This window comes from Kocuria sp. HMSC066H03, from assembly GCF_001812045.1.
In the GTDB taxonomy this organism is placed as follows: domain Bacteria; phylum Actinomycetota; class Actinomycetes; order Actinomycetales; family Micrococcaceae; genus Kocuria; species Kocuria rhizophila.
The window spans coordinates 55,333-80,431 of sequence record NZ_KV807504.1 but is presented as its reverse complement, the minus strand read 5'-3'; the positions used below and the strand labels follow the sequence as shown (position 1 = coordinate 80,431).

The 25,099-nt window shown below is 71.7% G+C and carries 21 protein-coding genes; 14 read left to right on the top strand and 7 right to left on the bottom strand.

The genetic code is table 11. The annotated features are described in order from the left end of the window. Nucleotides 1-7 precede the first annotated feature (7 nt). From HMPREF2833_RS01965 to HMPREF2833_RS01955, 3 genes are all read left to right on the top strand, one after another. Nucleotides 8-766 (top strand): transcriptional regulator FtsR, encoded by a 759-nt coding sequence (locus tag HMPREF2833_RS01965; RefSeq protein ID WP_070636541.1) that lies wholly within the window; start codon nucleotides 8-10, stop codon nucleotides 764-766. Further along, nucleotides 763-1,275, top strand: coding sequence for a bifunctional nuclease family protein (locus HMPREF2833_RS01960; RefSeq protein WP_083310897.1), 513 nt, complete (start codon nucleotides 763-765; stop codon nucleotides 1,273-1,275). The genes HMPREF2833_RS01965 and HMPREF2833_RS01960 overlap by 4 nt, the downstream gene beginning before the upstream one ends. Nucleotides 1,276-1,491: 216 nt before the next feature. Further along, nucleotides 1,492-2,037 carry a MerR family transcriptional regulator gene (locus HMPREF2833_RS01955; RefSeq protein WP_223110124.1) on the top strand — a complete coding sequence of 182 codons (546 nt, stop codon included), beginning with the start codon at nucleotides 1,492-1,494 and terminating at the stop codon, nucleotides 2,035-2,037. Between the two features lie 16 nt (nucleotides 2,038-2,053). Here the strand turns inward: HMPREF2833_RS01955 and HMPREF2833_RS01950 are convergent, their stop codons facing one another. Continuing rightward, nucleotides 2,054-2,890 carry a ParA family protein gene (locus HMPREF2833_RS01950; RefSeq protein WP_070636540.1) on the bottom strand — a complete coding sequence of 279 codons (837 nt, stop codon included), beginning with the start codon at nucleotides 2,888-2,890 and terminating at the stop codon, nucleotides 2,054-2,056. Between the two features lie 203 nt (nucleotides 2,891-3,093). Here HMPREF2833_RS01950 and HMPREF2833_RS01945 point away from each other — a divergent pair, with 203 nt between their 5' ends. Then, on the top strand, nucleotides 3,094-6,543 hold the full coding sequence (locus HMPREF2833_RS01945; protein WP_070636539.1) for a pyruvate carboxylase: 3,450 nt from the start codon (nucleotides 3,094-3,096) through the stop codon (nucleotides 6,541-6,543). Between the two features lie 90 nt (nucleotides 6,544-6,633). Then, nucleotides 6,634-8,058: a mycothione reductase gene (locus HMPREF2833_RS01940; protein WP_070636578.1), complete on the top strand. Its 1,425-nt coding sequence runs from the start codon at nucleotides 6,634-6,636 to the stop codon at nucleotides 8,056-8,058. Between the two features lie 60 nt (nucleotides 8,059-8,118). Here HMPREF2833_RS01940 and HMPREF2833_RS01935 read toward each other — a convergent pair whose 3' ends face one another. The 3 genes from HMPREF2833_RS01935 to HMPREF2833_RS01925 all read right to left on the bottom strand — a co-directional run bounded on the left by HMPREF2833_RS01935 (nucleotide 8,119) and on the right by HMPREF2833_RS01925 (nucleotide 11,254). Then, a complete protein-coding gene (locus tag HMPREF2833_RS01935; protein ID WP_070636538.1) occupies nucleotides 8,119-9,927 on the bottom strand; it encodes an AMP-dependent synthetase/ligase in 1,809 nt (602 codons plus the stop codon). Nucleotides 9,928-10,055: 128 nt separating this feature from the next. Next, nucleotides 10,056-10,469 carry a hypothetical protein gene (locus tag HMPREF2833_RS01930; RefSeq protein ID WP_070636537.1) on the bottom strand — a complete coding sequence of 138 codons (414 nt, stop codon included), beginning with the start codon at nucleotides 10,467-10,469 and terminating at the stop codon, nucleotides 10,056-10,058. Next, nucleotides 10,466-11,254 carry an alpha/beta hydrolase gene (locus tag HMPREF2833_RS01925; RefSeq protein ID WP_070636536.1) on the bottom strand — a complete coding sequence of 263 codons (789 nt, stop codon included), beginning with the start codon at nucleotides 11,252-11,254 and terminating at the stop codon, nucleotides 10,466-10,468. The genes HMPREF2833_RS01930 and HMPREF2833_RS01925 overlap by 4 nt, the downstream gene beginning before the upstream one ends. Before the next feature lie 131 nt (nucleotides 11,255-11,385). Here HMPREF2833_RS01925 and HMPREF2833_RS01920 point away from each other — a divergent pair, with 131 nt between their 5' ends. Both HMPREF2833_RS01920 and HMPREF2833_RS01915 read left to right on the top strand, forming a co-directional pair. Beyond that, complete coding sequence (locus tag HMPREF2833_RS01920; protein WP_070636535.1) at nucleotides 11,386-12,252, top strand: lysophospholipid acyltransferase family protein; 867 nt, start codon at nucleotides 11,386-11,388, stop codon at nucleotides 12,250-12,252. A 9-nt stretch (nucleotides 12,253-12,261) separates the two neighbouring features. Then, nucleotides 12,262-13,656 carry a class II 3-deoxy-7-phosphoheptulonate synthase gene (locus tag HMPREF2833_RS01915; protein WP_039100798.1) on the top strand — a complete coding sequence of 465 codons (1,395 nt, stop codon included), beginning with the start codon at nucleotides 12,262-12,264 and terminating at the stop codon, nucleotides 13,654-13,656. Nucleotides 13,657-13,744: 88 nt separating this feature from the next. Here HMPREF2833_RS01915 and HMPREF2833_RS01910 read toward each other — a convergent pair whose 3' ends face one another. Both HMPREF2833_RS01910 and HMPREF2833_RS01905 read right to left on the bottom strand, forming a co-directional pair. Further along, nucleotides 13,745-15,655 carry a protein kinase domain-containing protein gene (locus HMPREF2833_RS01910; RefSeq protein WP_070636534.1) on the bottom strand — a complete coding sequence of 637 codons (1,911 nt, stop codon included), beginning with the start codon at nucleotides 15,653-15,655 and terminating at the stop codon, nucleotides 13,745-13,747. A gap of 4 nt (nucleotides 15,656-15,659) precedes the next feature. Further along, entirely contained in the window at nucleotides 15,660-16,796 is a 1,137-nt protein-coding gene (locus HMPREF2833_RS01905; protein ID WP_070636533.1) for a LysM peptidoglycan-binding domain-containing protein, read from the bottom strand. 136 nt (nucleotides 16,797-16,932) lie between these two features. On the opposite strand from HMPREF2833_RS01905, the gene HMPREF2833_RS01900 reads away from it, so the two are divergent. Beyond that, entirely contained in the window at nucleotides 16,933-17,325 is a 393-nt protein-coding gene (locus tag HMPREF2833_RS01900; RefSeq protein ID WP_019310750.1) for an Rv2175c family DNA-binding protein, read from the top strand. A 94-nt stretch (nucleotides 17,326-17,419) separates the two neighbouring features. Here the strand turns inward: HMPREF2833_RS01900 and HMPREF2833_RS01895 are convergent, their stop codons facing one another. Beyond that, a complete protein-coding gene (locus HMPREF2833_RS01895; protein WP_070636532.1) occupies nucleotides 17,420-18,532 on the bottom strand; it encodes a polyprenyl synthetase family protein in 1,113 nt (370 codons plus the stop codon). 215 nt (nucleotides 18,533-18,747) lie between these two features. On the opposite strand from HMPREF2833_RS01895, the gene dinB reads away from it, so the two are divergent. The 6 genes from dinB (at nucleotide 18,748) to HMPREF2833_RS01865 (ending at nucleotide 25,012) form a co-directional block, all read left to right on the top strand. After that, complete coding sequence (gene dinB, locus HMPREF2833_RS01890) at nucleotides 18,748-19,986, top strand: DNA polymerase IV (RefSeq protein ID WP_070636531.1); 1,239 nt, start codon at nucleotides 18,748-18,750, stop codon at nucleotides 19,984-19,986. 51 nt (nucleotides 19,987-20,037) lie between these two features. Continuing rightward, nucleotides 20,038-20,430: a DUF3040 domain-containing protein gene (locus HMPREF2833_RS01885; RefSeq protein WP_019310747.1), complete on the top strand. Its 393-nt coding sequence runs from the start codon at nucleotides 20,038-20,040 to the stop codon at nucleotides 20,428-20,430. 273 nt (nucleotides 20,431-20,703) lie between these two features. Continuing rightward, a complete protein-coding gene (gene mraZ / locus HMPREF2833_RS01880) occupies nucleotides 20,704-21,135 on the top strand; it encodes a division/cell wall cluster transcriptional repressor MraZ (protein WP_019310746.1) in 432 nt (143 codons plus the stop codon). Between the two features lie 348 nt (nucleotides 21,136-21,483). Continuing rightward, complete coding sequence (gene rsmH, locus HMPREF2833_RS01875) at nucleotides 21,484-22,467, top strand: 16S rRNA (cytosine(1402)-N(4))-methyltransferase RsmH (RefSeq protein WP_070636530.1); 984 nt, start codon at nucleotides 21,484-21,486, stop codon at nucleotides 22,465-22,467. Next, complete coding sequence (locus tag HMPREF2833_RS01870; RefSeq protein WP_070636528.1) at nucleotides 22,464-23,075, top strand: cell division protein FtsL; 612 nt, start codon at nucleotides 22,464-22,466, stop codon at nucleotides 23,073-23,075. The genes rsmH and HMPREF2833_RS01870 overlap by 4 nt, the downstream gene beginning before the upstream one ends. Before the next feature lie 83 nt (nucleotides 23,076-23,158). Further along, complete coding sequence (locus HMPREF2833_RS01865; RefSeq protein ID WP_168165706.1) at nucleotides 23,159-25,012, top strand: peptidoglycan D,D-transpeptidase FtsI family protein; 1,854 nt, start codon at nucleotides 23,159-23,161, stop codon at nucleotides 25,010-25,012. Nucleotides 25,013-25,099 lie beyond the last annotated feature (87 nt).

Genomic DNA, 25,099 nt, shown 5'->3' with positions numbered 1-25,099 from the left:
ACCCTCTATGCCTGAGACCGGACTCCCGCAGACCGCCCGTGTCGGCATCGGCGCACTGCTGCGTCAGCTGCAGCCGCGCTTCCCGGATCTGACCGCGTCGAAGGTGCGTTTCCTGGAGGACCAGGGTCTTGTGCACCCGCACCGCACCGCGTCCGGATACCGCAAGTACTCGGAGCAGGATGTGGAGCGTCTCACCACGGTGCTCAGTCTGCAGCAGGAGAGGTATCTTCCGCTGCGGGTCATCAGGGAACGCCTGGACCGCGGGGAGGACCCCGCCGCCGGCGCCGAACGGCAGCGTCCTCGGGTGCCGGTGGACGCCGCGGAGCCAGGGGCCGCCGACGCCGGAGACCCGCCTCGCCCGAGCTCGGCCCGGTACTCGTTGCGCGAGCTCGCCGCGAGATCCGGAACGGAGGTCCCGCTGCTGCGCGAGCTGCTGACCCACGGGCTGATCGTGGAGCGCTCCGGCGCCTACGACGAGCACGCCCTGGCCGTGGCGGTGGCCGCCGGGAAGCTCCGCGGCTACGGCATCGAGCCCCGGCACCTGCGCGTGCTGCGGGGTGCCTCCGAGCGCGTCGTGGCACTGGTGGACGGCAGCGTGGCGCCGCTGCGCACGCGACGCGATCCGGAGACCCGACGCAGGGCCGTGCTGCGCGCCCGTGAGATCGCGGCGTTGTGCCTCTCCGTGATGTCCGCGGTGGTCACCACCCAGGTGGACGACACGGTGCGTTCCTTCCACACCCCGGACTCCTCCGGGAGCGACACGTGAGCGCGGACGTCCACATGGAGATCGCGGGGGTGCGCATGGACGTCCCCGCGGGCCAGCCCGTGGTGGTGCTGCGTGAACTGGACGGGCCCCGTCGTCTGCCCATCTGGCTGGGCACCAACGAGGCCACGTCGATCGTGTTCGCCCTGCAGGGGATCGAGCCCCCTCGCCCGCTGACCCACGACCTGCTGCTGGCGGTGGTGGGGGAGCTGGGCCGCAGCATCACCCGAGTGGTGGTGCACACCGTGGAGGACACGGTGTTTTACGCGGCCATCTCCTTCGACGACGCCACCGTGGTGGATGCCAGGGCCTCGGACGCGCTCGCCCTCGCGGCGCGCACCGGGTGCCCCATCCTGTGCTCCTCGGCCGTGCTGGACGAGGCGGGGCTGGTGCTCAGCCCGGACGGCGAGCTGCGGGAGCAGGCGGCGGAGTCGCCAGGGGGAGCGGAGGCCCAGGTGAGGGAGTTCCGCGACTTCCTGGACCATGTGGACCCGGACGACTTCCAGTCCTGACCGCCCCGGTGCACACGGGGTGCGCCTCCCACGCCGACACGACCTGAACCGCACCGGATGTCTTTGACCCGTTCCAGCCGGGGGTTTACCGTCGGGGGAGCATGGTGGGCCGTCTCCTGCCCGCCCCACGCACGAGGAGGACGCTTGAGCAATCCTGAGTTGCCGCTGGACGCGGCGCAGCTGCGCGCATCCTCCCTGGCCGGGGGAACGCAGGAGATGCTGTTCTCGGACGACCTCACCGCGCTCGACGAGACCGTGGGCTTCCGCGGACCCACCGCGTGCAAGGCCGCCGGCATCAGCTACCGGCAGCTCGACTACTGGGCGCGCACCAGCCTCGTGGAGCCCACAGTGCGCGGCGCCAAGGGATCCGGCTCGCAGCGTCTCTACAGCTTCCGGGACATCCTCGTCCTCAAGGTGGTCAAGCGGCTGCTCGACACCGGCGTCTCCCTGCAGCAGATCCGCTCCGCCGTGGGCGCCCTGCGTCTCAGGGGCATCGAGGACCTCACCCGGCTGACCCTGATGTCCGACGGCGCGAGTGTCTACGAGTGCACCTCCCCCCACGAGGTCATCGACCTCGTCCAGGGCGGGCAGGGTGTGTTCGGCATCGCCGTGGGCCGCGTGTGGCGCGAGGTGGAGGCCACCCTGGCCTCCATGCCCGCAGAGCATGCCTCCCTGGAGGGTGCCGCGGAGGCCGCGGGGCCGTTCCCCGAGGACGAGCTCTCCGCGCGTCGCGCACGGCGTCGCACGAAGAACGCCGGCTGACCGGGAGGGCATCGCCTCAGCGCGTGAGCCCCTCCAGCACGGCGGTGAAGCGTCCGGCGATCTCGGCCGCTTCCGCACCCGGCCAGCGGTGCACGGGCCACGCCGCCCCCTGTGCCTGCTGCACCACGGGGAGGTCCGGCAGCACGGGGTCCACCACGAGCGGCCCGAACAGGTCCCGGAGTTCCCGCAGCCGGTGCTGCTGCTCCTGGGACGCGCCGCGCACCCTGTTGATCACGACCCCTGCCTCGGGCACGGCCCAGATGCGGGAGGACTCGAACTGCGCCAGGGCGCTCATGGTGCGTTTCGTCCCGGCCACGGAGAACAGCGACGGCTCGGCCACCGAGAGGACCTTGTGGGAAGCCGCCCACGCCATGCGGGTGAGCGCGCTGAGGGTGGGCGGGCAGTCGACGAGCACGAGTTCGTAGCGGTCCAGCCCACGCAGAGCGGTCTCCAGCCGTTTCAGGTCCTTCGGCCGGTACGCCGCGTGGTCCAGGTGCGACGACGCCGCGGACCCCGGGGCGACGTCGAGCACGGGAACGCGCGTGGTGCGGGCGGCATCCGGCGCCCAGGCGCGGGGGCCGGCCGTGGAGGTGTCCGGGGTGATGGGGTGCGCGGTCCAGGGCGAGGCCTCGGCCACCGAGGCGAGAGCGCCCCTGCGGGGCCGGCGGAGCACGGTGCCCACCTCGTGGCCCGCGCGCGCGTGCACACCCAGTGCCGTGGAGGCGTCCCCGTGGGGGTCGAGGTCCACGACCAGCGTGGGGATCCTGGCGTCCAACGCGGCGGATGCCAGCCCCAGGACCACGGAGGACTTGCCCACGCCGCCCTTGAGGCTGCTGATGCTGACGATCTGCACGGATGACCCTTCTGTAACCCAAAGGGGGGCTGTCCGCCGCCCCGTTACATGCTAATGGGTGCCCTTCGGGGGACAGGGCAGACGTGCCGTGACACGATCACCGGATCACGCTCCCGTGAGGTCTGGCTCACGTAAGCTGAGAGCCGGTATCAACTCCTCACCCAGTGCGCGCGCCCGTGCGGCCGTGCACGGAAACGGACGTCATGTTTTCCAAGATCTTGGTGGCCAACCGTGGCGAGATCGCCATCCGCGCCTTCCGCGCGGCGTACGAGCTCGGCGCAGGGACCGTGGCGGTGTTCCCCCACGAGGACCGCAACTCCATCCACCGGCAGAAGGCCGACGAGGCCTACAACATCGGTGAGGAGGGCCACCCGGTCCGGGCGTACCTGGACGTGGCGGAGATCGTGCGCGTGGCCAAGGAGTCCGGGGCGGATGCCATCTACCCGGGCTACGGGTTCCTGTCCGAGAACCCCGAGCTGGCCCGGGCCGCGGCGGCGGAGGGCATCACGTTCGTGGGTCCGCGCGCCGAGATCCTGGAGCTCGCCGGGAACAAGGTGGAGGCGCTGCGTGCCGCTCGGCGTGCCGGGATCCCCACCCTGGACTCCTCGGAGCCCTCATCGGACAAGGACGCGCTGATCGCGGCCGCCGAGAAGATCGGCTACCCCGTGTTCGTCAAGGCCGTGGCCGGCGGCGGTGGGCGCGGCATGCGCCGTGTGGAGAGCCCCGAGCAGCTGCCCGGCGCCCTGGACGCGGCGATGCGCGAGGCGGACACCGCCTTCGGTGATCCCACGGTGTTCATCGAGCAGGCCGTGCTGCGCCCCCGGCACATCGAGGTGCAGATCCTCGCGGACAACGAGGGCAACATCGTGCACCTGTTCGAGCGCGACTGCTCCCTGCAGCGGCGCCACCAGAAGGTCATCGAGATCGCCCCGGCCCCGCAGCTGGACCCCGAGATCCGGGACGCCCTGCACCGCGACGCCGTGAAGTTCGCCAAGGAGCTGGGCTACGTGAACGCCGGGACCGTCGAGTTCCTCGTGGACACCGCCGGTGAGCGCGCGGGCCAGCACGTGTTCATCGAGATGAACCCGCGCATCCAGGTGGAGCACACCGTGACCGAGGAGATCACGGACGTGGACCTCGTGCAGTCCCAGCTGCGGATCGCCGCGGGGGAGACTCTCGAGGACCTGGGCATCAGCCAGGACGGCCTGCGGGTGCGCGGCGCGGCGCTGCAGTGCCGCATCACCACCGAGGACCCCGCGAACGACTTCCGCCCGGACGTGGGCAAGGTCTCCGCCTACCGCTCCGCGGGCGGCGCCGGCGTGCGCCTGGACGGCGGCACGCTGTACGCGGGTGCCGAGATCTCTCCGCACTTCGACTCGATGCTGGTGAAGCTCACGTGCCGTGGCCGCGACTACGAGACCGCCGTGCTGCGCGCCCGGCGAGCGCTGGCGGAGTTCCGCATCCGCGGGATCGCCACGAACATCCAGTTCCTGCAGTCGGTGCTGCACAACCCGGACTTCCTGGCCGGCGACGTGGCCACGGACTTCATCGAGAACCACCCGGACCTGCTCAAGGGCAAGGGCTCGGCGGACCGTGGTACTCGCGCCCTGAACTACCTGGCCGAGATCACGGTGAACAAGCCCAACGGTGAGCGCGTGGACGGCATCGACCCGCGTGACAAGCTTCCGCACTACCCGGGTGACAAGAGGGACGAGCCCTACCGCAGCCCCTTCGACGGGCCCTCCCAGCACGAGGTGCCCTCGGGCTGGCGCCAGGTGCTGCAGGAGAAGGGCCCCGAGGGTTTCGCCCGCGCCCTGCGTGAGTACGAGCCGCTCGCGGTGACCTCCACGACCTTCCGCGACGCCCACCAGTCGCTGCTGGCCACGCGGGTGCGCACCCGCGACCTGCTCGCGGCGGCCCCGGCCTACGCCCACCTGCTGCCGGGTCTGCTGTCGGTCGAGGCCTGGGGCGGCGCCACGTACGACGTCGCGCTGCGCTTCCTGGGGGAGGACCCCTGGGAGCGGCTGCGGCTCCTGCGCGAGGCCATGCCCAACATCCCCATCCAGATGCTGCTGCGCGGGCGGAACACCGTGGGCTATACGCCGTACCCCGTGGAGGTGACCAACGCGTTCGTCGCGGAGGCCGCGGAGACTGGTGTGGACATCTTCCGCATCTTCGACGCGCTGAACGACGTGGAGCAGATGCGCCCGGCCATCGAGGCCGTGCGCGCCACCGGGACCGCGGTGGCCGAGGTGGCCCTGTGCTACACGGGCAACATGCTGGACCCGGACGAGACCGTCTACACGCTGGACTACTACCTGGATCTCGCGCAGCAGTGCGTGGACGCCGGGGCCCACGTGCTCGCGATCAAGGACATGGCGGGTCTGCTGCGCCCCGAGGCGGCACGCCGGCTCGTCACGGCGCTGCGCGAGCGCTTCGACCTCCCGCTGCACCTGCACACCCACGACACCGCGGGCGGTCAGCTGGCCACCCTGCTCGCCGCGTCCGAGGCGGGCGTGGACGCGGTCGACGCCGCGGCGGCGTCGATGGCGGGGACCACGTCCCAGGTCTCTGGCTCCGCGCTCGTGGCGGCGCTGGAGAACACCGAGCGCGACACCAACCTGGGCCTGGACATCGTGAGCGACATGGAGCCCTACTGGGAAGTCGTGCGCTCGATCTACAAGCCCTTCGAGTCCGGGCTCACGAGCCCCACGGGCCGCGTGTACCGCCACGAGATCCCGGGCGGACAGCTGTCCAACCTGCGGCAGCAGGCGATCGCACTGGGCCTGGGTGAGAAGTTCGAGGCCATCGAGGACATGTACTACGCCGCGGACAAGATGCTCGGGCACCTGGTCAAGGTCACGCCGTCCTCCAAGGTGGTGGGGGACCTCGCCCTGCAGCTCGTGGGCATGGACGTGGACCCCGCGGAGTTCGAGGCGGACCCCCGCAAGTTCGACATCCCGGCCTCGGTGATCAACTTCCTGGCCGGGGAGCTGGGGACCCCGCCCGCGGGCTGGCCCGAGCCGTTCCGCACCAAGGCCCTCGAGGGACGCACCGTGAACCTCGCGGACGAGGAGCTCTCGGCGGAGGACCGCGAGGCGCTCGAGCAGCCCGGTGCGGTGCGCCGTGCCACGCTCAACCGCCTGCTGTTCCCGGGGCCCACGAAGGACTTCGAGTCCTCCCGCACCAAGTACGGTGACGTCTCCGTGCTGCACACGCGCGACTTCCTCTACGGCCTGGACCAGGACCACGAGCACGTGATCTCGCTGGGCAAGGGTGTGCGCCTGCTGGTGACCCTGCAGGCCATCTCCGAGCCGGACGAGAAGGGCATGCGCACCGTCATGGTGACCCTCAACGGCCAGCTGCGCCTGCTGGAGATCCGCGACGAGTCCGTGAAGTCGCAGGCCGTGGAAACCGAGAAGGCGGACACGTCCCAGCCGGGCCACGTGGCGGCGCCGTTCGCCGGCGCGGTCACGGTCACCGTCTCGGAGGGCGACACCGTCTCCGCCGGGGACTCGGTGGCCACGATCGAGGCCATGAAGATGGAGGCCTCCATCACGGCTCCCGTGGGCGGAACGGTCTCCCGCGTGGCGCTCGCCGACACCGCGCACGTGAGCGGCGGGGACCTGGTCCTGGTGATCGACCCCCAGTGATCCGCAGGGATTCCCACCGCGGCCACGCCGTGGGCTGAACGGACGCCACCCCGCACCCCGTGTGCGGGGTGGCGTCCTAGCATGGGGCCCATGCGATCTTTCGACCTGATCATCGTCGGCTCCGGCTCGGGCAACTCGCTGCTCACGGACGAGTACCGGGACCTGGACGTGGCCATCGTGGAACCCGGCCGCTTCGGGGGCACGTGTCTCAACGTGGGCTGCATCCCCACCAAGATGTACGTGTATCCCGCCACCGTGGCGGACCAGGCACGGGACGCCGGGCGGCTCGGGCTGGACGCCACGGTCGACGGCGTGGACTGGCCGGGGATGCGGGACCGGATCTTCGGTCGGATCGACGCGATCTCCGAGGGCGGGCTCGACTACCGGCGCTCGCTGGAGAACGTCACGGTCATCCAGGAGTACGTGCACTTCGTGGAGCCCCGCGTGCTGGAGACGGACTCGGGGGAGCGGATCACCGCACCCCGGATCGTGCTGGCCAACGGCTCCCGCGTGCACGTCCCGGACGTGCCCGGCACGGATCTGCCGGGGGTGCACACGTCGGACACGGTGATGCGCATACCGGAGCTGCCGCGGGACGTGGTGGTGGTGGGCGGCGGCTACATCGCCGCCGAGTTCTGCCACGTGTTCCAGGGTCTCGGCGCGTCGGTCACGCAGCTCAACCGCTCGCAGCGCCTGCTGCGCGCCCACGACGACACGATCGCCGAGCGCTTCACCCGTGAGGCCGCCGCGCACTGGGACCTTCAGCTGGGGTGGAGCCTCACGGGCATCCGGACCTCCGAGGACGGCCGGCTCACGGTCTCGGCGGACGCGAGCGACGGCTCCGGGAAGCAGTGGGAGCGCACCGCGGACGTGGTGCTGCTCGCCACCGGGCGCATCCCCAACGCGGACACCCTGAACCCCGGAGCGGCCCACCTTGACGTCACCGAGCGCGGGCTGCTCGCCGTGGACGAGCAGCAGCGGGTGCTCTCGGGCGGACAGCCGGTCGAAGGCCTCTGGGCACTCGGCGACGTGTCTTCCCCGCACCAGCTCAAGCACGTGGCGAATGCCGAGGCCAGGGTGGTCTCCCACAACGTGGTCCACCCGGACGACCAGCGCAGCACCGACCACCGCTTCGTGCCCGCCGCGGTCTTCACGGAGCCGCAGATCGCGTCCGTGGGCATGACCGAGCGTGCCGCGCGGGCCTGGGCGGAGCGCACGGGCCACGAGATCACCGTCAAGGTGCAGGACTTCGGCGACGTGGCGTACGGGTGGGCCATGGAGGACCACGTGGGTCTCTGCAAGCTCATCGCGGACTCCGGCACCGGGGAGCTGCTCGGGGCGCACCTGATCGGCCGGGAGGCGTCCAACCTGATCCAGCCGCTCGTGCAGGGCATGGCCTTCGGGCTGCGCGTCCACGAGATGGCGCGCGGACAGTACTGGATCCACCCCGCCCTCGCCGAGGTCGTGGAGAACGCGCTGCTCGGGCTGGACGTCCCGGGCCAGCGCGCGGACTGAACGACGACGCCGCCCGCACCCCGGGGCTCGAGGGTGCGGGCGGCGTCGTGGTCGCGGGGGCTACCTGGCGTAGATGCCGTCGATGACGTCCGCGAAGTCCTCGGCGACCACGGCCCGCTTGAGCTTGAGGGACGGCGTGAGGTAGCCGTCCTCCACGGTGAGGTCGCGGTCCAGGATCCGGAAGGCCTTGATGCCCTCAGCGCGCGAGACCTTGGTGTTCGCGTGGTCCACGATCCGCTGCACGTGCTCGATCACGGCCTTCTCCCGGGACGCCTCCGCGATGCTCAGGCCCGGGTCCAGCCCGAGGGTGGGCAGGACGTTGGCCAGGGTCTCGGGGTCGAGCGTGATCAGGGCGGCCACGAACGGGCGGTTCTCACCCACCACCATGATCTGCCCCACCGTGGCGGTCGCGCGGATGGGATCCTCCAGCATCGTGGGAATCACGTTCTTGCCGCTCGCCGTGACGATGATCTCCTTCTTGCGGCCGGTGACGGTCAGCAGGCCCTCGTCATCCAGGTGCCCCAGGTCTCCGGTGGCGAACCAGCCGTCGTGGAAGGCCTCGGCGGTCTTCTCGGGCAACCCGTTGTAGCGTTCGAAGACGTTCACGCCGCGCACCAGGATCTCGCCGTCCTCCGCGATCGCCACCTCGTTGCCGGGCATGGGGTGGCCCACGGTGCCCAGCCGGTTGATGCTCGGCACGTTCGCGGAGATGGGCGCCGTGGTCTCGGTGAGCCCGTAGCCCTCCACCACGTACACGCCGATGCCGTTGAAGAAGTGCGCGAGGTGCTCGCCCAGCGCCGCCCCGCCCGAGACCGCGTAGCGGACCTCCCCGCCCATGGCCTGGCGCAGGGTGGAGTAGACCAGCTTGTCGTAGAGGCGGTGGCGCGCCGCGAGCCACGGGGAGACGTGCCCCTGCTGGGAGGCCTTGGACCACGCGGCGGCCGTGGCCACCGCGCGCTCGAAGATCAGCTTCTTCACGGGTGAGCCCGCCTGGGCCTTGAAGCGGGCCCCCACCAGGATCTTCTCGAAGACCCGCGGCACCGCCAGGATGAAGGTGGGCTTGAACCGGGCGAGGTCGTCCATGAGCTGGGAGACGTCCGGGGTGTGTGCCAGAGCGATGCCGGCGTCCAGGGAGGTGACCTCCACGAACCGGGCGAACACGTGGGCCAGCGGCAGGAACAACAGGGTGCGCGCTCCCTCGTGCATGAGCTCCCCGGCCACGGGGATCGTGTTCTGGGAGCACGCCACGAAGTTTCGGTGGGTCAGCTCGCAGCCCTTGGGCGGTCCGGTGGTCCCGGACGTGTAGATGAGCGTGGCGGCGTCGTCCAGGCTCACGCCGTCGTACGGGGTCTGCAGGTCCTCGCGCCCGGCGCCCGCCCGCACCACCGCGTCCAGGGAGATCTGCGCGTCGTCCGTGTCGAACACCCGGATGCGCTGCTCGGCCGGGAAGGGGGTGATGCCGTGGGCCTCGCGCACGCGCCCGGCGAGCTCGTCCGTCTCGACGAACACGGCCGTGGCGCGCGAGTCCGAGAGGATCCACGCGATCTGGTCCGGGGAGGAGGTGTCGTAGACCGGCACGGGGACGGCACCGAGCCACCACAGGGCGAAGTCCACGAGCGTCCACTCGTAGCGGGTGCGGCTCAGCAGACCCACACGGTCCCCGGGGCGGATGCCCTGGGCGGCCATTCCGCGGGCGAGGACCACCACCTCGGCGCGGAACTCACGAGCGGTGACGTCCCGCTCCCGCCCCGGGGCGAGGATCGTGTAGAGCACCAGATCCGGCTGCGTGCGGGCACGCTCCTCGAGGATGTGGGCGATGCCGGGGTAGGGCAGGGGATTGACGATGGCCGGGGCACTGACGCGTCTCATGGGGGTACCTTCCTGGCGAGATTGAGTCTCAGTTTACGGTGTGTTCACCTTCACACCGCGGCGTTGGTGGACGTGTCCACACAAGCGGGGTCGAACTGTGTCGCCCTGCCCGCGGTGGGACACGGGCGTCACAGGACCGCACCGTCGTCGTCCTCGGGGGAGTCCTCCGGCAGGGCACGGAACACGAGGAACAGCCCGGCCACGGTTCCGCCGAGACCCGCGCCCCAGACCACGCCGGGCAGCGGACCGGGCAGCACGGTGAGCCCCAGCATGATCACGAGCACCGCGAGCAGCACGCTCAGCGCGCGCAGCATGGCGGGGGACACCCCGCCCGTCACCGGGCCGGGATCGGGATCGTAGACGGCGTCCGCATCGACCTCGTCCAGCTCCTCCGGGATGTCCTCCGGGGGCTGCTCCCGGGGAACCCACTCGAGGTCCTCGGCCCAGGGCTCCATGTCCTCGTCGTCCCCGGGGACGTCGTCCCACGTGTTGGACCGGATGATGCTCTCGAAGGGATCCTCCGACGCGTCCCGGGAGCTCACGCCGTCTCCGGCAGAAGCGGCAGACCGCGGCACACCCGCTGCACGGCGTCCCGCGAGGTCTGCTCGACCAGCGGCGCGTCGTGGTCCAGGGTGGCCACGTGGTAGCTGTCCGGCAGGGGAACCACCCGCACCGGACCGCGCGTGCGCTGCGCCACGAGGTCCGCGGAGGCACCCGAGACCACGTGGTCCACCTCGGAGCGGAACACGATCGCCGGGGCGGTGACCGCCGGCAGCATCTGCACCGTGCGGTGCATGAGCACGTTGAGCTGCGCCACCGCGGCCAGCGGCGTGCGGTCGTACGCCGCCTCCAGGACGGACTCCTTGCGGATGTCGCTGCCGATCCCCGCGTAGGACGGCACCGCGGTGGCGAGCACCCGGCTGAACCGCGCCGCCCTGTTCACCAGGGACAGCGCGGGGTTCACGAGCAGCACGCCGGCGACCTCGCGGCGGGCCGCGGTGTGCAGGGCGAGGGCCCCGCCCATGGACAGCCCGCACACGACCACGTGCTCGTGCCGCTGCCGCAGCTGCCAGTAGTGCTCGTCCACGGCGTCGCGCCACGCCTGCCACGGCTGCGCCGCGAGGTCCTGCCAGTGGGTTCCGTGGCCCGGCAGCAGCGGCACACTCACCCCGGGAGCCGCGCCGGCGGCGTCGGTGGCCGTGTGGATCGCCCGGGCCCAGTCCGCCACGGAAGCGGTCGTGGAGCTGAAGCCGTGGAGCACCAGGACCCCCACGGAGGAGGTGCCGGGCAGGTGCAGGGAGTCGTGTCGTTGCAGATCCGATGACATGGCGCCATTGTGCCAGCCGCCGCCACCCGCATGAGAGAATCGCCCGGGACCGACCGGGGCCACTGGACCGGGCGTCCCGCCGAACGGGCCGAACGGGCCCGCGACCCGCGCCGACGAAAGGGCACACGCTCATGGTGTATATGTTCCTCAGGAACTACGTGGTGGCACCCGTGGTCAACAGGGTCTGCCGACCCACCGTGATCGGTCTGGAGCACGTCCCGTCCCACGGCCCCGCGATCCTGGCGAGCAACCACCTGTCGGTGCCGGACACCATCTTCATGCCGGTGGCCGTTCCCCGGCAGGTCTTCTTCCTGGCCAAGTCCGAGTACTTCAACACCCCCGGCCTCAAGGGCCGCCTCACGGCGGCGTTCTTCAAGGCGATCAACCAGATCCCCATGGACCGCCGCGGCGGTCAGGCCAGCGCCAAGTCCCTGAGCGCGGGGGGCCAGGCCCTGGCCGAGGGCAAGCTGCTGGGCATCTACCCCGAGGGCACCCGCTCCCCGGACGGGCGGCTCTACCGCGGCAAGGTGGGAGTGGCCCGCCTCGCCCTGGAGTCCGGAGCCCCCGTGATTCCCGTGGCCATGATCGGCACGGACAAGATGCAGCCGCTGGGCTCCCGTTTTCCGGACCCCCGCCGTGCCCGGATCACCACGATCTTCGGTGAGCCCATGGACTTCTCCCACCTGAGGGGACAGCAGGGGGACCACGCCACGCTGCGGCGAGTGACGGACGAGATCATGGCCGCCATCCAGCGGTTGTCCGGCCAGGAGGTCGCGGACGTCTACGCCACCGAGCACAAGCGCCGGATGGCGGAAGGGAAGACCTCCGCACTGCTGGCGCAGGCCAAGGAGGTGGCCCAGGCCACCAGGGACAAGGGCCGTTCCGTCACGGACGCGGTGTCCCAGCAGGCCGGTCACCTCAATGACACCCTGCACCGCCGTCCGCATGGCGGGACGGACTCCGGGGCGGATGACGGGACCCCTGGCCCCACGGCCTAGACTGGGGGAATGAGTTCCGAGACCCTGCCTGAACAGCTCCGATCCGTGATGACCCCCTCGCCGAGCGCGGCGGACTACCCCGGACTCGACGAGTGGCGGGGAAGGAGCATCGGGCAGCATCCCCAGTGGGCGGAGCACCCGGACTTCGCGGCCACCATCCAGGAGCTGGGCGCGGTCCCGCCCCTGGTCTTCGCCGGGGAGGTGGACACCCTCCGGGAACGTCTCGCCCAGGTGGCCAACGGGGAGGCCTTCTTCCTCCAGGGCGGCGACTGCGCGGAGACGTTCGCGGGAGCGACCGCGGACAAGATCTCCGGCCGCGTCCGCACACTACTGCAGATGGCGGTGGTGCTCACCTACGGCGCGTCCATGCCCGTGGTGAAGATGGGGCGGATGGCGGGGCAGTTCTCCAAGCCGCGCTCCTCCAACGAGGAAACCCGCGACGGCGTCACCCTGCCCTCGTTCCGCGGTGAGATGGTCAACGGCTTCGACTTCACCGAGGAGTCCCGCGTCCACGATCCCCGCCGGATGCTGCGCGGCTACCACACCTCGGCCTCCACCCTGAACCTGATCCGCGCCTTCACCCAGGGTGGTTTCGCGGACCTGCGGCGCGTGCACGCGTGGAACATGGGTTTCGCGGCGAACCCCGCCTACGCCCGGTACGAGTCGATGGCGCGCGAGATCGACCACGCCGTCAAGTTCATGGCCGCGTGCGGCTCCGACTTCGACGCCCTCAAGACCACCGAGTTCTTCGCGGGCCACGAGGCCCTGTTGCTGGACTACGAGCGGGCGCTCACGCGCATCGACTCCCGCACGCACCTGCCGTACGGTACGTCGGGCCACTTCCTGTGGATCGGCGAGCGCACGCGCGACCTCGACGGCGCCCACGTGGACCTGCTCTCGAGGCTGCGCAACCCGATCGGCGTCAAGCTCGGCCCCGGCACCTCCGGCGACGACGCACTGCGCCTGATCGACGCTCTCGATCCCGACCGCGAGCCCGGACGTCTCACGTTCATCACCCGCATGGGCGCGAAGAACATCCGGGAGAAGCTGCCCCCGGTCATCAAGGCGGTCGAGGACTCCGGTGCGAAGCCCGTCTGGGTCACCGATCCCATGCACGGCAACACCGTGTCCCTGGCGTCGGGGTACAAGACCCGCAACTTCGAGGACGTGGTGGACGAGGTGCGCGGCTTCTTCGAGGTGCACCGAGAGCTCGGCACGTTCCCCGGCGGCATCCACGTGGAGATGACCGGTGACGACGTTGCCGAGTGCCTCGGTGGCTCGGACCCCGTGGCCGAGTCCTCCTTCGCCGAGCGCTATGAGACGCTCTGCGATCCGCGGCTCAACCACAAGCAGTCGCTCGAGATCGCGTTCCTGGTGGCGGAGTACCTCTCCGCGCAGCACTGACGGTCGTGTCCCCGCGCCGGGCCCCGGCCGGCCGGCGCGGGCACCTGGGCGTCCTGTGCCGACGGCCGGTCGGGAGCCGCGCGGGGGCTCAGAGGACGGTGAGCACCACGGTGTCGCCGTCCTCGCGTTGGCGCACCACGCGGTTCAGGTGCGAGCCCACGGGGGAGTCGATCTGCACGGTGTAGCCCTGCTCCTCCAGGGTGGTCCGCGCCGTCTCGGCGTCCTTGCCCACCACGTTCGGGACCGGTCCCTGCGGTGAGTCCGTGGCCACGGTGAGGGACATCTGCGTTCCCTCGTCCACGCGGCTGCCCGCCTCGGGGGACTGGGACAGCACGGTGCCCGTCGGCCGCGTCGAGTACTCCCGGGTGACCCCGCCGAGACCGAGACCCGCGGCGCTCACGGCCGCCCCGGCGTCGTCGGCCGACATCCCGGTCAGGGCCGGAACGTCCACCTGGGCGGGACCGGAGGAGACCAGGAGATTGACCTGCTCGATCCCCCGGACGGTGGCGGGCGCGGCGGGATCGGTGGAGATCACCGTGCCCTCGGGCGCCTCGCGGCTCGGGGTGGTGCTCACGCCCACGTTGGAGATCCCCGCGGCGTTCAGCGTGCGCTCGGCCGCCGCGGTGTCCTGCCCCGCCACCGGGGGGACCATGGCGGTGGCCGTCCCGGGCGCGGAGCCCAGCCACCAGCCCAGGAACGCCGCCACCGTGAGCAGCAGCGCGAACACCACGAGCACGAGGGCCACGTGCAGCGGCTGGGCCGGGGGGTTCAGGCGCACACGCGGCTCGTGCGGCGAGCGGTGCGCCGTGGACCCCACCTGGGTGAGCGCCACCGTGCCCGTGGCGTCCTCCTCGTAGGCGGGCAGGATCGGGGTGCCGTGACCTCCGGGGGGCACCCCGGCGTTCGCGCCCACGACCTCGGTGGGGGCCTCGTGCCACGGCGTCCCCAGGGCCTCCGTGAGAGCCTCCCGCGTGGGGGTGCCGATGGCCTCGGTGGGCAGGTCCTGCACCCCGGGGCCGATGGCCTCGGTGGCCTCCTCCCCTGAGCCGTCCGCGGTGCCGGCGCCAACGGCCTCGGTGGGTGCCTCCTCCGGATGGCCGGTGGGAGAGTGGGAGCCTCGAGCGAAGACCTCGGTGGCCGCCTCCCCCAGGAGCAGCGGATCCGCGGGAGCGGGCAGGGAGCGTCGGACGGCGAGGGCGAGGTCCAGCAGCTCGGCGGCGTCCGCGGGGCGCCGGGACGCGTCGCGGGAGGTGGCCCGCAGCACGAACTCGTCCAGGGCGGGGGACACTCCCGCGGCGATCCCGCTCGGGGCGGGCACGTCCCGGCTCACGTGCGCGGTGGCGACCTGCAGGGCCGTGCCCGTGTACGGGCGGGAGCCCGTGAGCATCTCGTAGGCCATGATGCCCACGGCGTACACGTCGCTGCGCTGGTCCACGGGGCCGTCGCCCACCAGCTCGGGCGCGGCGTAGCCCACGGTGCCCAGCACGCTGGTGCTGGCCGTGTGGTCGTCCACGGCGCGCGTGAGGCCGAAGTCCGCGACCTTCACCTGCCCGTCCGCGGTGAGCAGGACGTTCTCGGGCTTGACGTCGCGGTGCACCAGGCCGGTGCGGTGCGCCCTGGCGAGGCCCCGGAGCACCGGCACGAGCAGCTCGAGGGCGCGGTGCGGGTCCATCGGCGCCTCGCGTGCGACGACCTCGCGCAGGGTGGGTCCGTCCACGAACTCGAGCACCAGGTACAGCACGCCGTCGTCGGTGCGCCCCTGGTCCAGCACGGCCACCACGTGGGGGTCGTGGAGCCGGGCGGCGGCCTTCGCCTCGCGTTCGGCCCGGGTGACGAAGCGGGGGTCGTCCGCGAAGTGCGGGTGCATGATCTTCAGGGCCACGGGGCGGTCGAGGCGCTCGTCCAGGCCCTCGTAGACGGCCGCCGTTCCCCCGCGGGCGATCCGCCGGAGAACGCGGTAGCGGTTCTCGAGCAGGGCCCCCACACGGTGGTCGTTCATGCTGCTACTGGGCAAATTTCCGTTCCTGTGCGCTCACGGCCTTGACGTATGCCTTGGTGTCGGAACACATACCGTACGTGGTCACGCCGTGCAGTCCCTGGTAGTAGGCGCCGATCCCGGTGGCCTTGTCCGGGGCCCTGTCCTGCAGCTCCCGGATGATGGCCACGCCCGCGGTGATGTTGTCCTGCGGGTCCAGCAGGTCCAGGTCGCGGCCCACCATGGCGGAGGCCCAGTCGCCCGCGGCGGGCACCACCTGCATGGTGCCCACGGCGTCCGCCGGGGACACGACGTCGTGGCGGAACCCCGACTCCTGGGACGCGTGGGCCAGCGCGAGGGCCGGGTCCACGCCCATGTCGCGGGCGGTGGCCTCCACCATCTGCCGGATCTGCGCCGGCGGCGGCACGGCGCGCGAGCGCAGCTGCTCGTGGTGCGCGTTGGCCGAGTCCACCACCTCCCGGGGGTACTGGCGGCCCGCGAAGGAGTCTCCCACGGCGGGTTCCTCGTCCGGTGCCGCGGTCCCGGAGCGCTCGGGCGCGGGGGACGACGCCGCCGCGTCCGCCCTGTGCTCGGGCGCCGCACCGGGGGCGGCCCCGGGGACCACGAGGGTGCGTCCGGGGCGCAGCACGTCGTTCGGGGAGAGCGAGTTGGCCCGCAGGAGGTCGCCCACGCTCACCTCGTAGCGCAGGGCGAGGTCCCACAGGGTGTCCCCGGCGGCCACGCTGTGGTGCGTTCGGGCGGGTGCGGGCGTGGAGCTGCCGCCCGCGGGGGACGGCTTCGGGGCGTTCTTCCCCCGGGCGGGGGCCGCCTCCCCGTCCGCGGGGTTCGAGGTCTCGGGGATGCGCAGCCGCTGGCCGGGGCGGATCATGCCGTGCGCCGGGATGTCGTTGGCGGCCATGAGCTCCGAGACGCTCACGCCGTGCCGGGTGGCCAGGGACCACACGGAGTCCCCGGGGGCGACGGTCACCTGTCCCGCGTGCTGCTGGGCCACCTGCACGGTCTGCGGGGTGGCGGGCGTGGCCTGGGCCGCCCCCATGGTTCCCAGCGCGGTGAGTGCCGTCAGGGCGGCCACGGACCCGTGAGCGGCGCGGCGGGACCACTGGGCGCGGGGGGCGTGGCGGTCGTGGGGCGGCTCAACCGGCATGTTCGCGATACCTGCCTCGGCATGGGGGAAAGGGGACGATCGGGGGCACCGGGGGCGCCGCACGCTGTGCTGCCAGATTACCCGACCCCGCGCCGCCCACCCGGGTTCTGCGAGCCTGCGGCGGCGTGGCAGAGTAGTGCGCGTGAACTACGCAACCGATCTCACGCCCCAGGAATTCGCCGAACTCGACGCCCTCGTGGGCGAGTGGACGCACCTGCCCGACATCGCCGAGGCCATGGACATCCAGATCACCCGGGTGCACCGTCTCATGGACGACGGCTCCCTGCTGGAGGTGCGCCGCCCCGAGGACCGCGTGCGCGTGGTGCCCGCGGCGTTCATGGACGGCTCGCACCCCGTGGACTCCCTCAAGGGCACGGTGGCGGTGCTGCGTGACGCGGCCTACACGGATGCGCAGGCCATCCGCTGGCTGTTCACCGAGGACGAGTCCCTCCCCGGTCGCCCGATCGACGCGCTGCGCCGCGGTCAGAAGACCGAGGTGCGGCGCCGGGCGCAGGCGCTCGGCTGGTGAACCGGGCCGACTGAGAACAGCGGAGGGCGCCGGCCCGCAGCGTGCCCGGACCCCGCCCGCGGCGCGGGGCTCTCGGCCCCTCCTCCGGGGTGACTCAGCGTGTGCGGCGCACCGCCGCGTCCGCCAGCGCCCGCAGTCCCGCGCGGGGCACCTCGCCGGTGGGCAGCACCGCCAACGCCTCGTCCGAGGACGCCACGAGGTCTGCGATGAGCTGCTCGGAGCGTTCGTGGGCGCCGCTGGAGCGCATGAGGTCACGCACCCGCGCCACGTCCTCCTCGGTGAGCCGTTCGCAGCCCAGCACCGATTCGAGCCACTGCCGCTGCGCGGGGGAGCACCCGGTGGAGCAGAGCGCGATCAGGGCGGTGCGCTTGCCCTCCCTGATGTCGTCCCCCGCGGGTTTGCCCGTGGTCTCCGGGTCGCCGAACACACCCAGGACGTCGTCGCGCAGCTGGAACGCCTCTCCCAGGGGAAGGGTGAACGTCGCGCACGCGGCCAGGAACTGCTGGTCCGCACCGGCCAGGGCGGCGCCGATGGCCACGGGGTGCTCCACCGAGTACTTGGCGGACTTGTAGCGCAGCACCGTCATGGCGCGCTCGAGCTGCACCGCGGCGTCGTGCGACGGCGGGGCGACCTCCGCGTGGATGTCGAGGTACTGCCCGGCCATCACTTCGGTGCGCATGCTCGAGAAGATGTGCCGCGCCGCGGCACCCGCTGCAGGGGCCACACCTGCGGCGGCCTCGGCGAAGAGCTGCTCCGCGAAGGACAGACTCATGTCCCCGGTGAGCACGGCGGCACCGACGCCGAAGTGCTCGGGATCCGCGGCCCAGCCGGCCTCGCGGTGGACGGCCTCGAAGACCCTGTGGACGCTCGGCCTGCCCCGGCGGGTGTCCGAGCGGTCCAGGACGTCGTCGTGGATCAGCGCCGCCGTCTGGAACAGTTCGAGGGATGCCGCCGCGGCCACCACGACGTCGCTGCCCGCCTCCCCGCCCGCGGCGCACCAGCCCCAGTGGCACAGTCGCGCGCGCAGCCGCTTGCCGCCGTCCGTGAGGTCGGCGATGGCCGCCACCAGGCGCGTGGCGTCGGGAGAGATGGCGGTGACCCGTTCCCGCTCGGCGGCGAAGAACTCGCGGATGGCGGTGTCGAGCCGGGCGGAGAACTGGGCGTCCTGCGCGGCGGCAGTGGCGGCGGGATCGTCCGTGGAGGTCATTCCGGGGCACCTTTGCTGGGAGGGGTGGCGTGTGCCGGGCCACGCGGGCCGGGCTCGCCCGCGGGGTCCGCGGACCGGCCCGCCCAGCCTAGCCGCACGTCACGGGCTCCGTTCAGCGTGTCGGAGCCGAACCCTAGGCTGGGCTCCGTCCCGGCCCCGACTCGGCGGGGATCTCCGGGTCCGTCCCGGAGGAGCGGAGACGGGAGGCGCACGCGATGGGCGGTCCGAGCCCGCAGCGGCTGGAGGAGTACCGGCGCTGCGCGATCCTCCACGTGGACATGGACATGTTCTACGTGGGGGTCGAGCTGCTCAGCGCACCGCAGCACCGCGGCCGCCCAGTGATCGTCGCGGGTTCCGGGCCGCGCTCCGTGGTGCTCTCGGCCTCCTACGAGGCCCGCGAGTACGGGGTGCACTCCGCCATGCCGGTCTCCCAGGCGCGGGCCAGGTGCCCCTCGGCAGTGCTGCTGGAACCCCACCGGGAGGCCTACGCCCACTACTCGGCGATCGTGATGGACATCTTCCGCTCCGTGACGGACCGGGTGGAGCAGCTGAGCGTGGACGAGGCGTTCGTGGACGTCTCGGGCGCCATCCGCCGCTGCGGGCCACCCGTGGAGATCGCCCGGCGGCTGCGGCGCACCATCCACGAGCGGACCGGGCTCACCGCGTCCGTGGGGATCGGCGAGAACAAGACGGTGGCCAAGATCGCCTCGGCCCACTGCAAGCCGGACGGGCTGCTCGTGGTGGCCCCGGAGCACACCCGGGCGTTCCTCGCCCACCTGCCGGTGGAGCGGCTGTGGGGCGTGGGCAGGCGCACGTCCGAGACCCTTCACGCGGCGGGACTCGCCACGGTGGGGGACATCGCGGACACCCCGCTGCCGCGGCTGCACGCCCTCGTGGGGGTGGCCGCGGGCTCACACCTGCAGCAGCTCGCCCTCGGCCACGACCCGCGCCCCGTGACACCCGCGCGGGAGGAGAAGAGCCTGGGTGCCGAACGCACGTTCCAGACGGACGTGGCGGACACCGCCCAGCTCAAGCGCGTCCTGCTCGGGCTGAGCCACGACACGGCGGCCCGGCTGAGACGCCACGGGCTGCTCACGGGACGGGTGGGGCTCAAGCTGCGGTACGCGGACTTCACCACGATCACCCGCTCGCGCACCCTGGGCCACCCGGTGGCCTCCGCCCACGACCTCTACACGGAGGCCGCCGGTCTGCTCGACGCACTGGGGCCGCGCCCGCAGGCGGTGCGGCTGATAGGTGTCAGGTCCGAGAAGCTCGTGGGATCCGGCCACGCCCTCCAGCTCAGCCTGGACGGCCGCGAGGGGGAGTGGGGAGCGGCAGAGGAGGCCATGGACCGGGTGCACCACAGGTTCGGGCCGGGGGTCGTGCGTCCAGCGAAACTGATGGATCCCACGGTGCCAAACGCCCCGCCACGGGATATTCTGGACGGTACGTGAGGGACGGTCCCACGGCCACCGCCTCACTCTCTCAACCCCACAGGAGGAATCGTGCCTCTCTCCGAGCACGAACAGCAGCTTCTCGCCCAGCTCGAGAAGCAGCTGCACGAAGACGACCCCCGCTTCGCATCCAGCATGCACACCGAGACGGTGCGGGGGCGGGGCTCCATGCGCAACGTCGTGCTGGGGGTCGTGCTCGCGGTGGTGGGACTCGGCGTCCTCCTCGCCGGGGTGTCCACGCAGCTGATCGTGGTGGGAGTGCTCGGCTTCGTGGTCATGGCCGGCGGCACGTACGTGGCCACCCTCCGCAGCAAGGCTCCCGCGGGCGCGGCGTCGTCCACGGGCACCACCCCGGGGGGCTCCGGACCCGCCCCGAAGAAGTCCTCCACTTTCCTCCAGGGTCTTGAGGAGAAGTGGGACAGGCGCAACCAGGGCGGGCTCTGACCGGCCCGCCAGAGGCCCTCGCGGCTCCGATCTTCCTCGAACTCCCCGGCGTGTCGCCGGGGAGTTCTTCTGTCTCCGCTCCCGCGGCACCACCGCCCCCGCCCCAGGACAGGGCCCGGTTGCGCCTCCTCTCGAGGGGCCCGCAGACCCTGGATCCGGCTGCCCGGAGAGGCATTGTGGAGGGTTCTGCATTGACCGGGGAGTGGAGTGGAGTAAAGTGGAGGGCGGTAGGGAAGCGGGGGTCGGGCTGGCCCTGAGGCGGAGGCGGTGGCGATGTTTCTCGGAACATACGAACCGCGTCTCGACGACAAGGCACGGCTCATCCTCCCGGCCAAGTTCAGGGCTGAACTGGCGGACGGACTCGTGCTGACGCGCGGACAGGAGCGATGCCTGTACGTGTTCAGCGCGGAGGAGTTCGCCAGGGTCCACGAACAGATGCGGGCGGCGCCGCTGTCGTCGAAGCAGGCCAGGGACTACATCCGCGTTTTTCTCTCCGGAGCTTCGGACGAGGTTCCGGACAAGCAAGGTCGCATCACCATTCCCGCGTCCCTGCGCTCCTACGCGGGCCTGGACCGGGAACTGGCGGTGATCGGGGCGGGCAGCCGCGCCGAGATCTGGGATGCGGCCGCCTGGCAGCAGTACCTCTCGGAGAAGGAAGCGGCATTCTCCGAGACGGAGGACGAGGTCATCCCCGGACTCTTCTGAGGTCCCGGCCCGGTGCCTCGCCGGTGCGTTCCCGGTCATGAGATCTCCAGCCGCCCACGTCACCGTCCTGACTCGACTTCCCCCGAGCCAGGCCGGATTCGAGGGGCGAGCGGCGGATGGGGATCTGGTGACCGGGTGGCCGGCCCGCGGGGCCGCCGCGCGATCCGAGCCGCCACTGGGCGGTGATGTCACTGGGCGGTGCGATGTCACTGGGCTGTGACGTCAGTGTGCGGTGCGACGTCACCGGCAGGTTCCCCGGCCGCGTCGGCGGGCGGTCACGGCCCGTACCATGGCACAGGGTCCTCGACCCACCCCCCAGCACCACCAGCAACAGACCAGGAGCCCGGCATGGAAGAGGCGCCCGCCGAGCATCGGCACGTTCCCGTGATGCTGCACCGCTGCCTCGACCTTCTTGCCCCGGCACTGGAGTCCCCGAGCCCTGTGGTCGTCGACGCGACCCTCGGGATGGGCGGGCACACCGAGGCGATCCTCGACCGTTTCCCGCGCGCCAGGGTGGTGGGCATCGACCGGGACCCGCAGGCGCTGCGGCTCGCCGGACGGCGCCTCGAGCGGTTCGGGGACCGCTTCACGAGCATCCACACCACGTACGACCACATTGCCGACGCCGCCGCGCTGGCGGGCGTGGAGCGGGTGGACGGGATCCTCTTCGACCTGGGAGTCTCCTCCCTCCAGCTGGACGAGCGCGACCGCGGCTTCGCCTACTCCTTCGACGCGCCACTCGACATGCGCATGGACTCCCGGGCCGAGCTCACGGCCCGCACGGTGGTCAACGAGTACTCCGAGGATGAGCTGCGGGACATCATCTACCGGTGGGGTGAGGACCGCTTCGCGCCGCGGATCGCGCGCGCGATCGTGGCCGCCCGGACGCAGGCACCGCTGGACACCACCGCCCAGCTCGTGGAGGTGGTGCGCTCCGCCGTTCCCGCCGCCGCGCAGCACAAGAAGGGGCACCCCGCCAAGCAGACGTTCCAGGCGCTGCGCATCGAGGTCAACGAGGAGCTGGACGTCCTGGAGCGGGCGATCCCCGCGGCCGTGGAAACTGTCAGGGTGGGAGGGCGTGTCGTCGCCATGAGCTACCACTCCCTGGAGGACAGAATCGTCAAACAGGAGTTCGCTCGCGGTGCGCGTTCCACGGCACCCCGGGGCTTCCCCGTGGAGCTGCCGGAGCACCAGCCGGTGCTGAAGGTCGTCACACGCGGGGCCGAGCGGGCCCACGAGGACGAGACGGCGGGCAACCCGCGCGCCGCGTCCGCCCGGCTCCGGGCGGCGGAGCGCCTGCGGGAGACCATGACACCAGGGGGGACGCGATGAGCCGAGGACCGGACCGCGCGGCGTCGGCCCCGGAGTCCCCGGGTGACGCGCAGCGGCAGCCGCTGTCGGTGGTGCCACGGCGCGTGCCCCGCCGCAGCCGTGTGTCCACGGTGGTGATGTGCGCGCTCGCGCTGGCCGCGGCACTCGTGGGCATCCTGCTGCTGAACGTCCAGATCACGCAGGGGCAGTACCAGCTGACCGAGCTCACCGGGCAGGAGCGGGCGCTGTCGCAGGAGAACGAGGCGCTCACGCAGGACATCGAGGCCAACTCCGCGCCGCAGAACCTCGCCGCCCGCGCGAACGACCTCGGCATGGTGCCGGCCCAGGACGTGGGCAGCATCAACGTGGACACCGGTGACGTCACACCGCCGTCCGCACCGGCGGAGAAGAAGGACTCCCAGGACATCCTCGTCCCGCCCGCGGAGATGAAGGGCTCCGACGCCGCCGAGAAGAACCGCGCGGCCGCGGAGGAGCGTGCGGAGAAGCGCGCCAAGGAGGAGGCGGAGAAGAAGACCGCCCAGCGTGAGGCCGACCGCAAGGCCGAGGAGGCGCGGGACCTCAACGGCGGTTCCATCCCCGCGCCGTCGCAGCGCGCGCCCGGTCAATGATCCGTCGGTCCGCCCGGCGGACCGGAACCAGCACCCGTCGGAGGTAGCCGCACCACGCAGGCGTCCAGGAATCGAGGAAGACCGTGTCACCAGCACCCGCGCGCAGGAACCGCCTGCTCAGGCCCTACACGCGCACCCAGGTGGGGATCGCCCTCCTGCTGGCGCTGCTGCTGCTCGTGGCCGGTCGGCTCTTCTGGGTGCAGGGCCTGGACCCCACGGGCCGTGCCGAGACGGCCGCGCAGCAGCGCACCATGGTGGAGCCCGTTCCCGCAGTGCGGGGCGAGATCACGGACACGAGCGGCACCGTGCTGGCCCGCACGCTGCAGCGCTACGACATCACGGTGGACCAGACCGCGGTCACGGAGGTGGCGGTTCCGAACAAGGACGGCACCGTGGAGACGGTGACGCCCACCCAGGCGGTCTACAAGATCGCCGACGCGCTGGGGATGAAGGACTCGGACGTCAAGAACGCCCTGGACGGCGACAAGACCTTCAACTACGTGGCGCGCGGGGTCACCCCCGAGCAGTACAACGCCCTGCGCGAGCTGAACCTGCCCTACATCTACGGCCAGCCCACCTTCCAGCGCAGCTACCCGAACGGTTCCCTGGGCGGGTCCGTGGTGGGCTTCCTGGGTAGTGAGGGACAGGCCCTCGGCGGCATCGAGCAGACCCAGGACGAGCTGCTGCGGGGCACGGACGGAGAACGCCAGTTCGAGATCTCCGGCGACGGGGTGCGCATCCCGGTGGCGCCGCAGGAGCAGAAGGCCGCGCAGGACGGTTCGGACGTCCAGCTGTCCCTGGACAGCGACGTCCAGTTCTTCGCGGAGCAGGCCGTGCGCGAACGCACCAAGGAGCTCAAGGCCGAGTGGGGCACGGCCGTGGTCATGGATGTGAAGACCGGCAAGGTGCTGGCGCTCGCGGACTCGTCCTCGGTGGACCCGAACGTGCCGGGCAAGGCGGACGCGGTGGACCTCTCCGCGCGCGCTGTGACCCAGGCCGTCGAGCCCGGGTCCACGGAGAAGATCGCCACGCTCGCGGGCGCCCTGGACCGGGGGATCGTGGCGCCGGAGACCGAGATCACCGTGCCGCCGTACCTGCAGATCGGCTTCGAGAAGATCACGGACGCGTTCGACCACGGCACGCAGAACCGCACCGCCGCGGGCATCATTGCGGACTCCATGAACACGGGAACCGTGATCATGGGCTCCAAGATGGACAAGGAGACCCGCCACGACAACCTCGAGGAATTCGGGGTGGGCTCGGCCACCGGCATCGAGCTGCCCGGCGAGTCCACGGGCATCCTGACCCCGGCCGCACAGTGGGATGCCCGCCAGGAGTACACGGTGCTGTTCGGACAGGGGGTGTCCCAGACACCGCTGCGCACGGCGTCGATCTTCCAGGCGGTGGCCAACGGGGGGAAGCAGATCGAGCCGCGGATCGTGGAGTCCACCACGTCCCCGGACGGCACGGTCACCACGCCCGAGAGCCCCGCCCCGAAGCAGGTGATCTCGGAGACCGCGGCCCAGCAGACCCTGGACGTGATGGAGAACGTGGTCACCCAGGGCGGCGCCAAGGACGCCGCCGTTGCGGGCTACCGCGTGGGCGGCAAGACCGGCACCGCGGAGGCCCCCAGCGAGAAGGGCGGCTACGACGGCTTCACCACGTCCTTCGTGGGAGTGGCACCCATGGAGGACCCCCAGTACCTGGTGGGCGTGACCATGCAGCGGCCGCAGGGCGACGTCCACACCGTGGGCGTGACGTCCACGTTCTCCCAGATCATGTCCCAGGTGCTGCACCACTACAACGTGGCACCCTCCACCACCAAGGCGCCGGAGCTGGACATGCAGGTGCCGGAGAACATCAAGAAGGACGTGACACCCACCAACGCGCTCGAGCAGACCTGGCCTCAGCCGGGCAGGGACGAGTCCCAGGGATAAACTGCGGACTCAGAGCGACAACGCACGAGCAATCACCGGTGAGACACCGGCCCGGGTGGACGGGGCACGTCCGCAGACAGGTTCGAA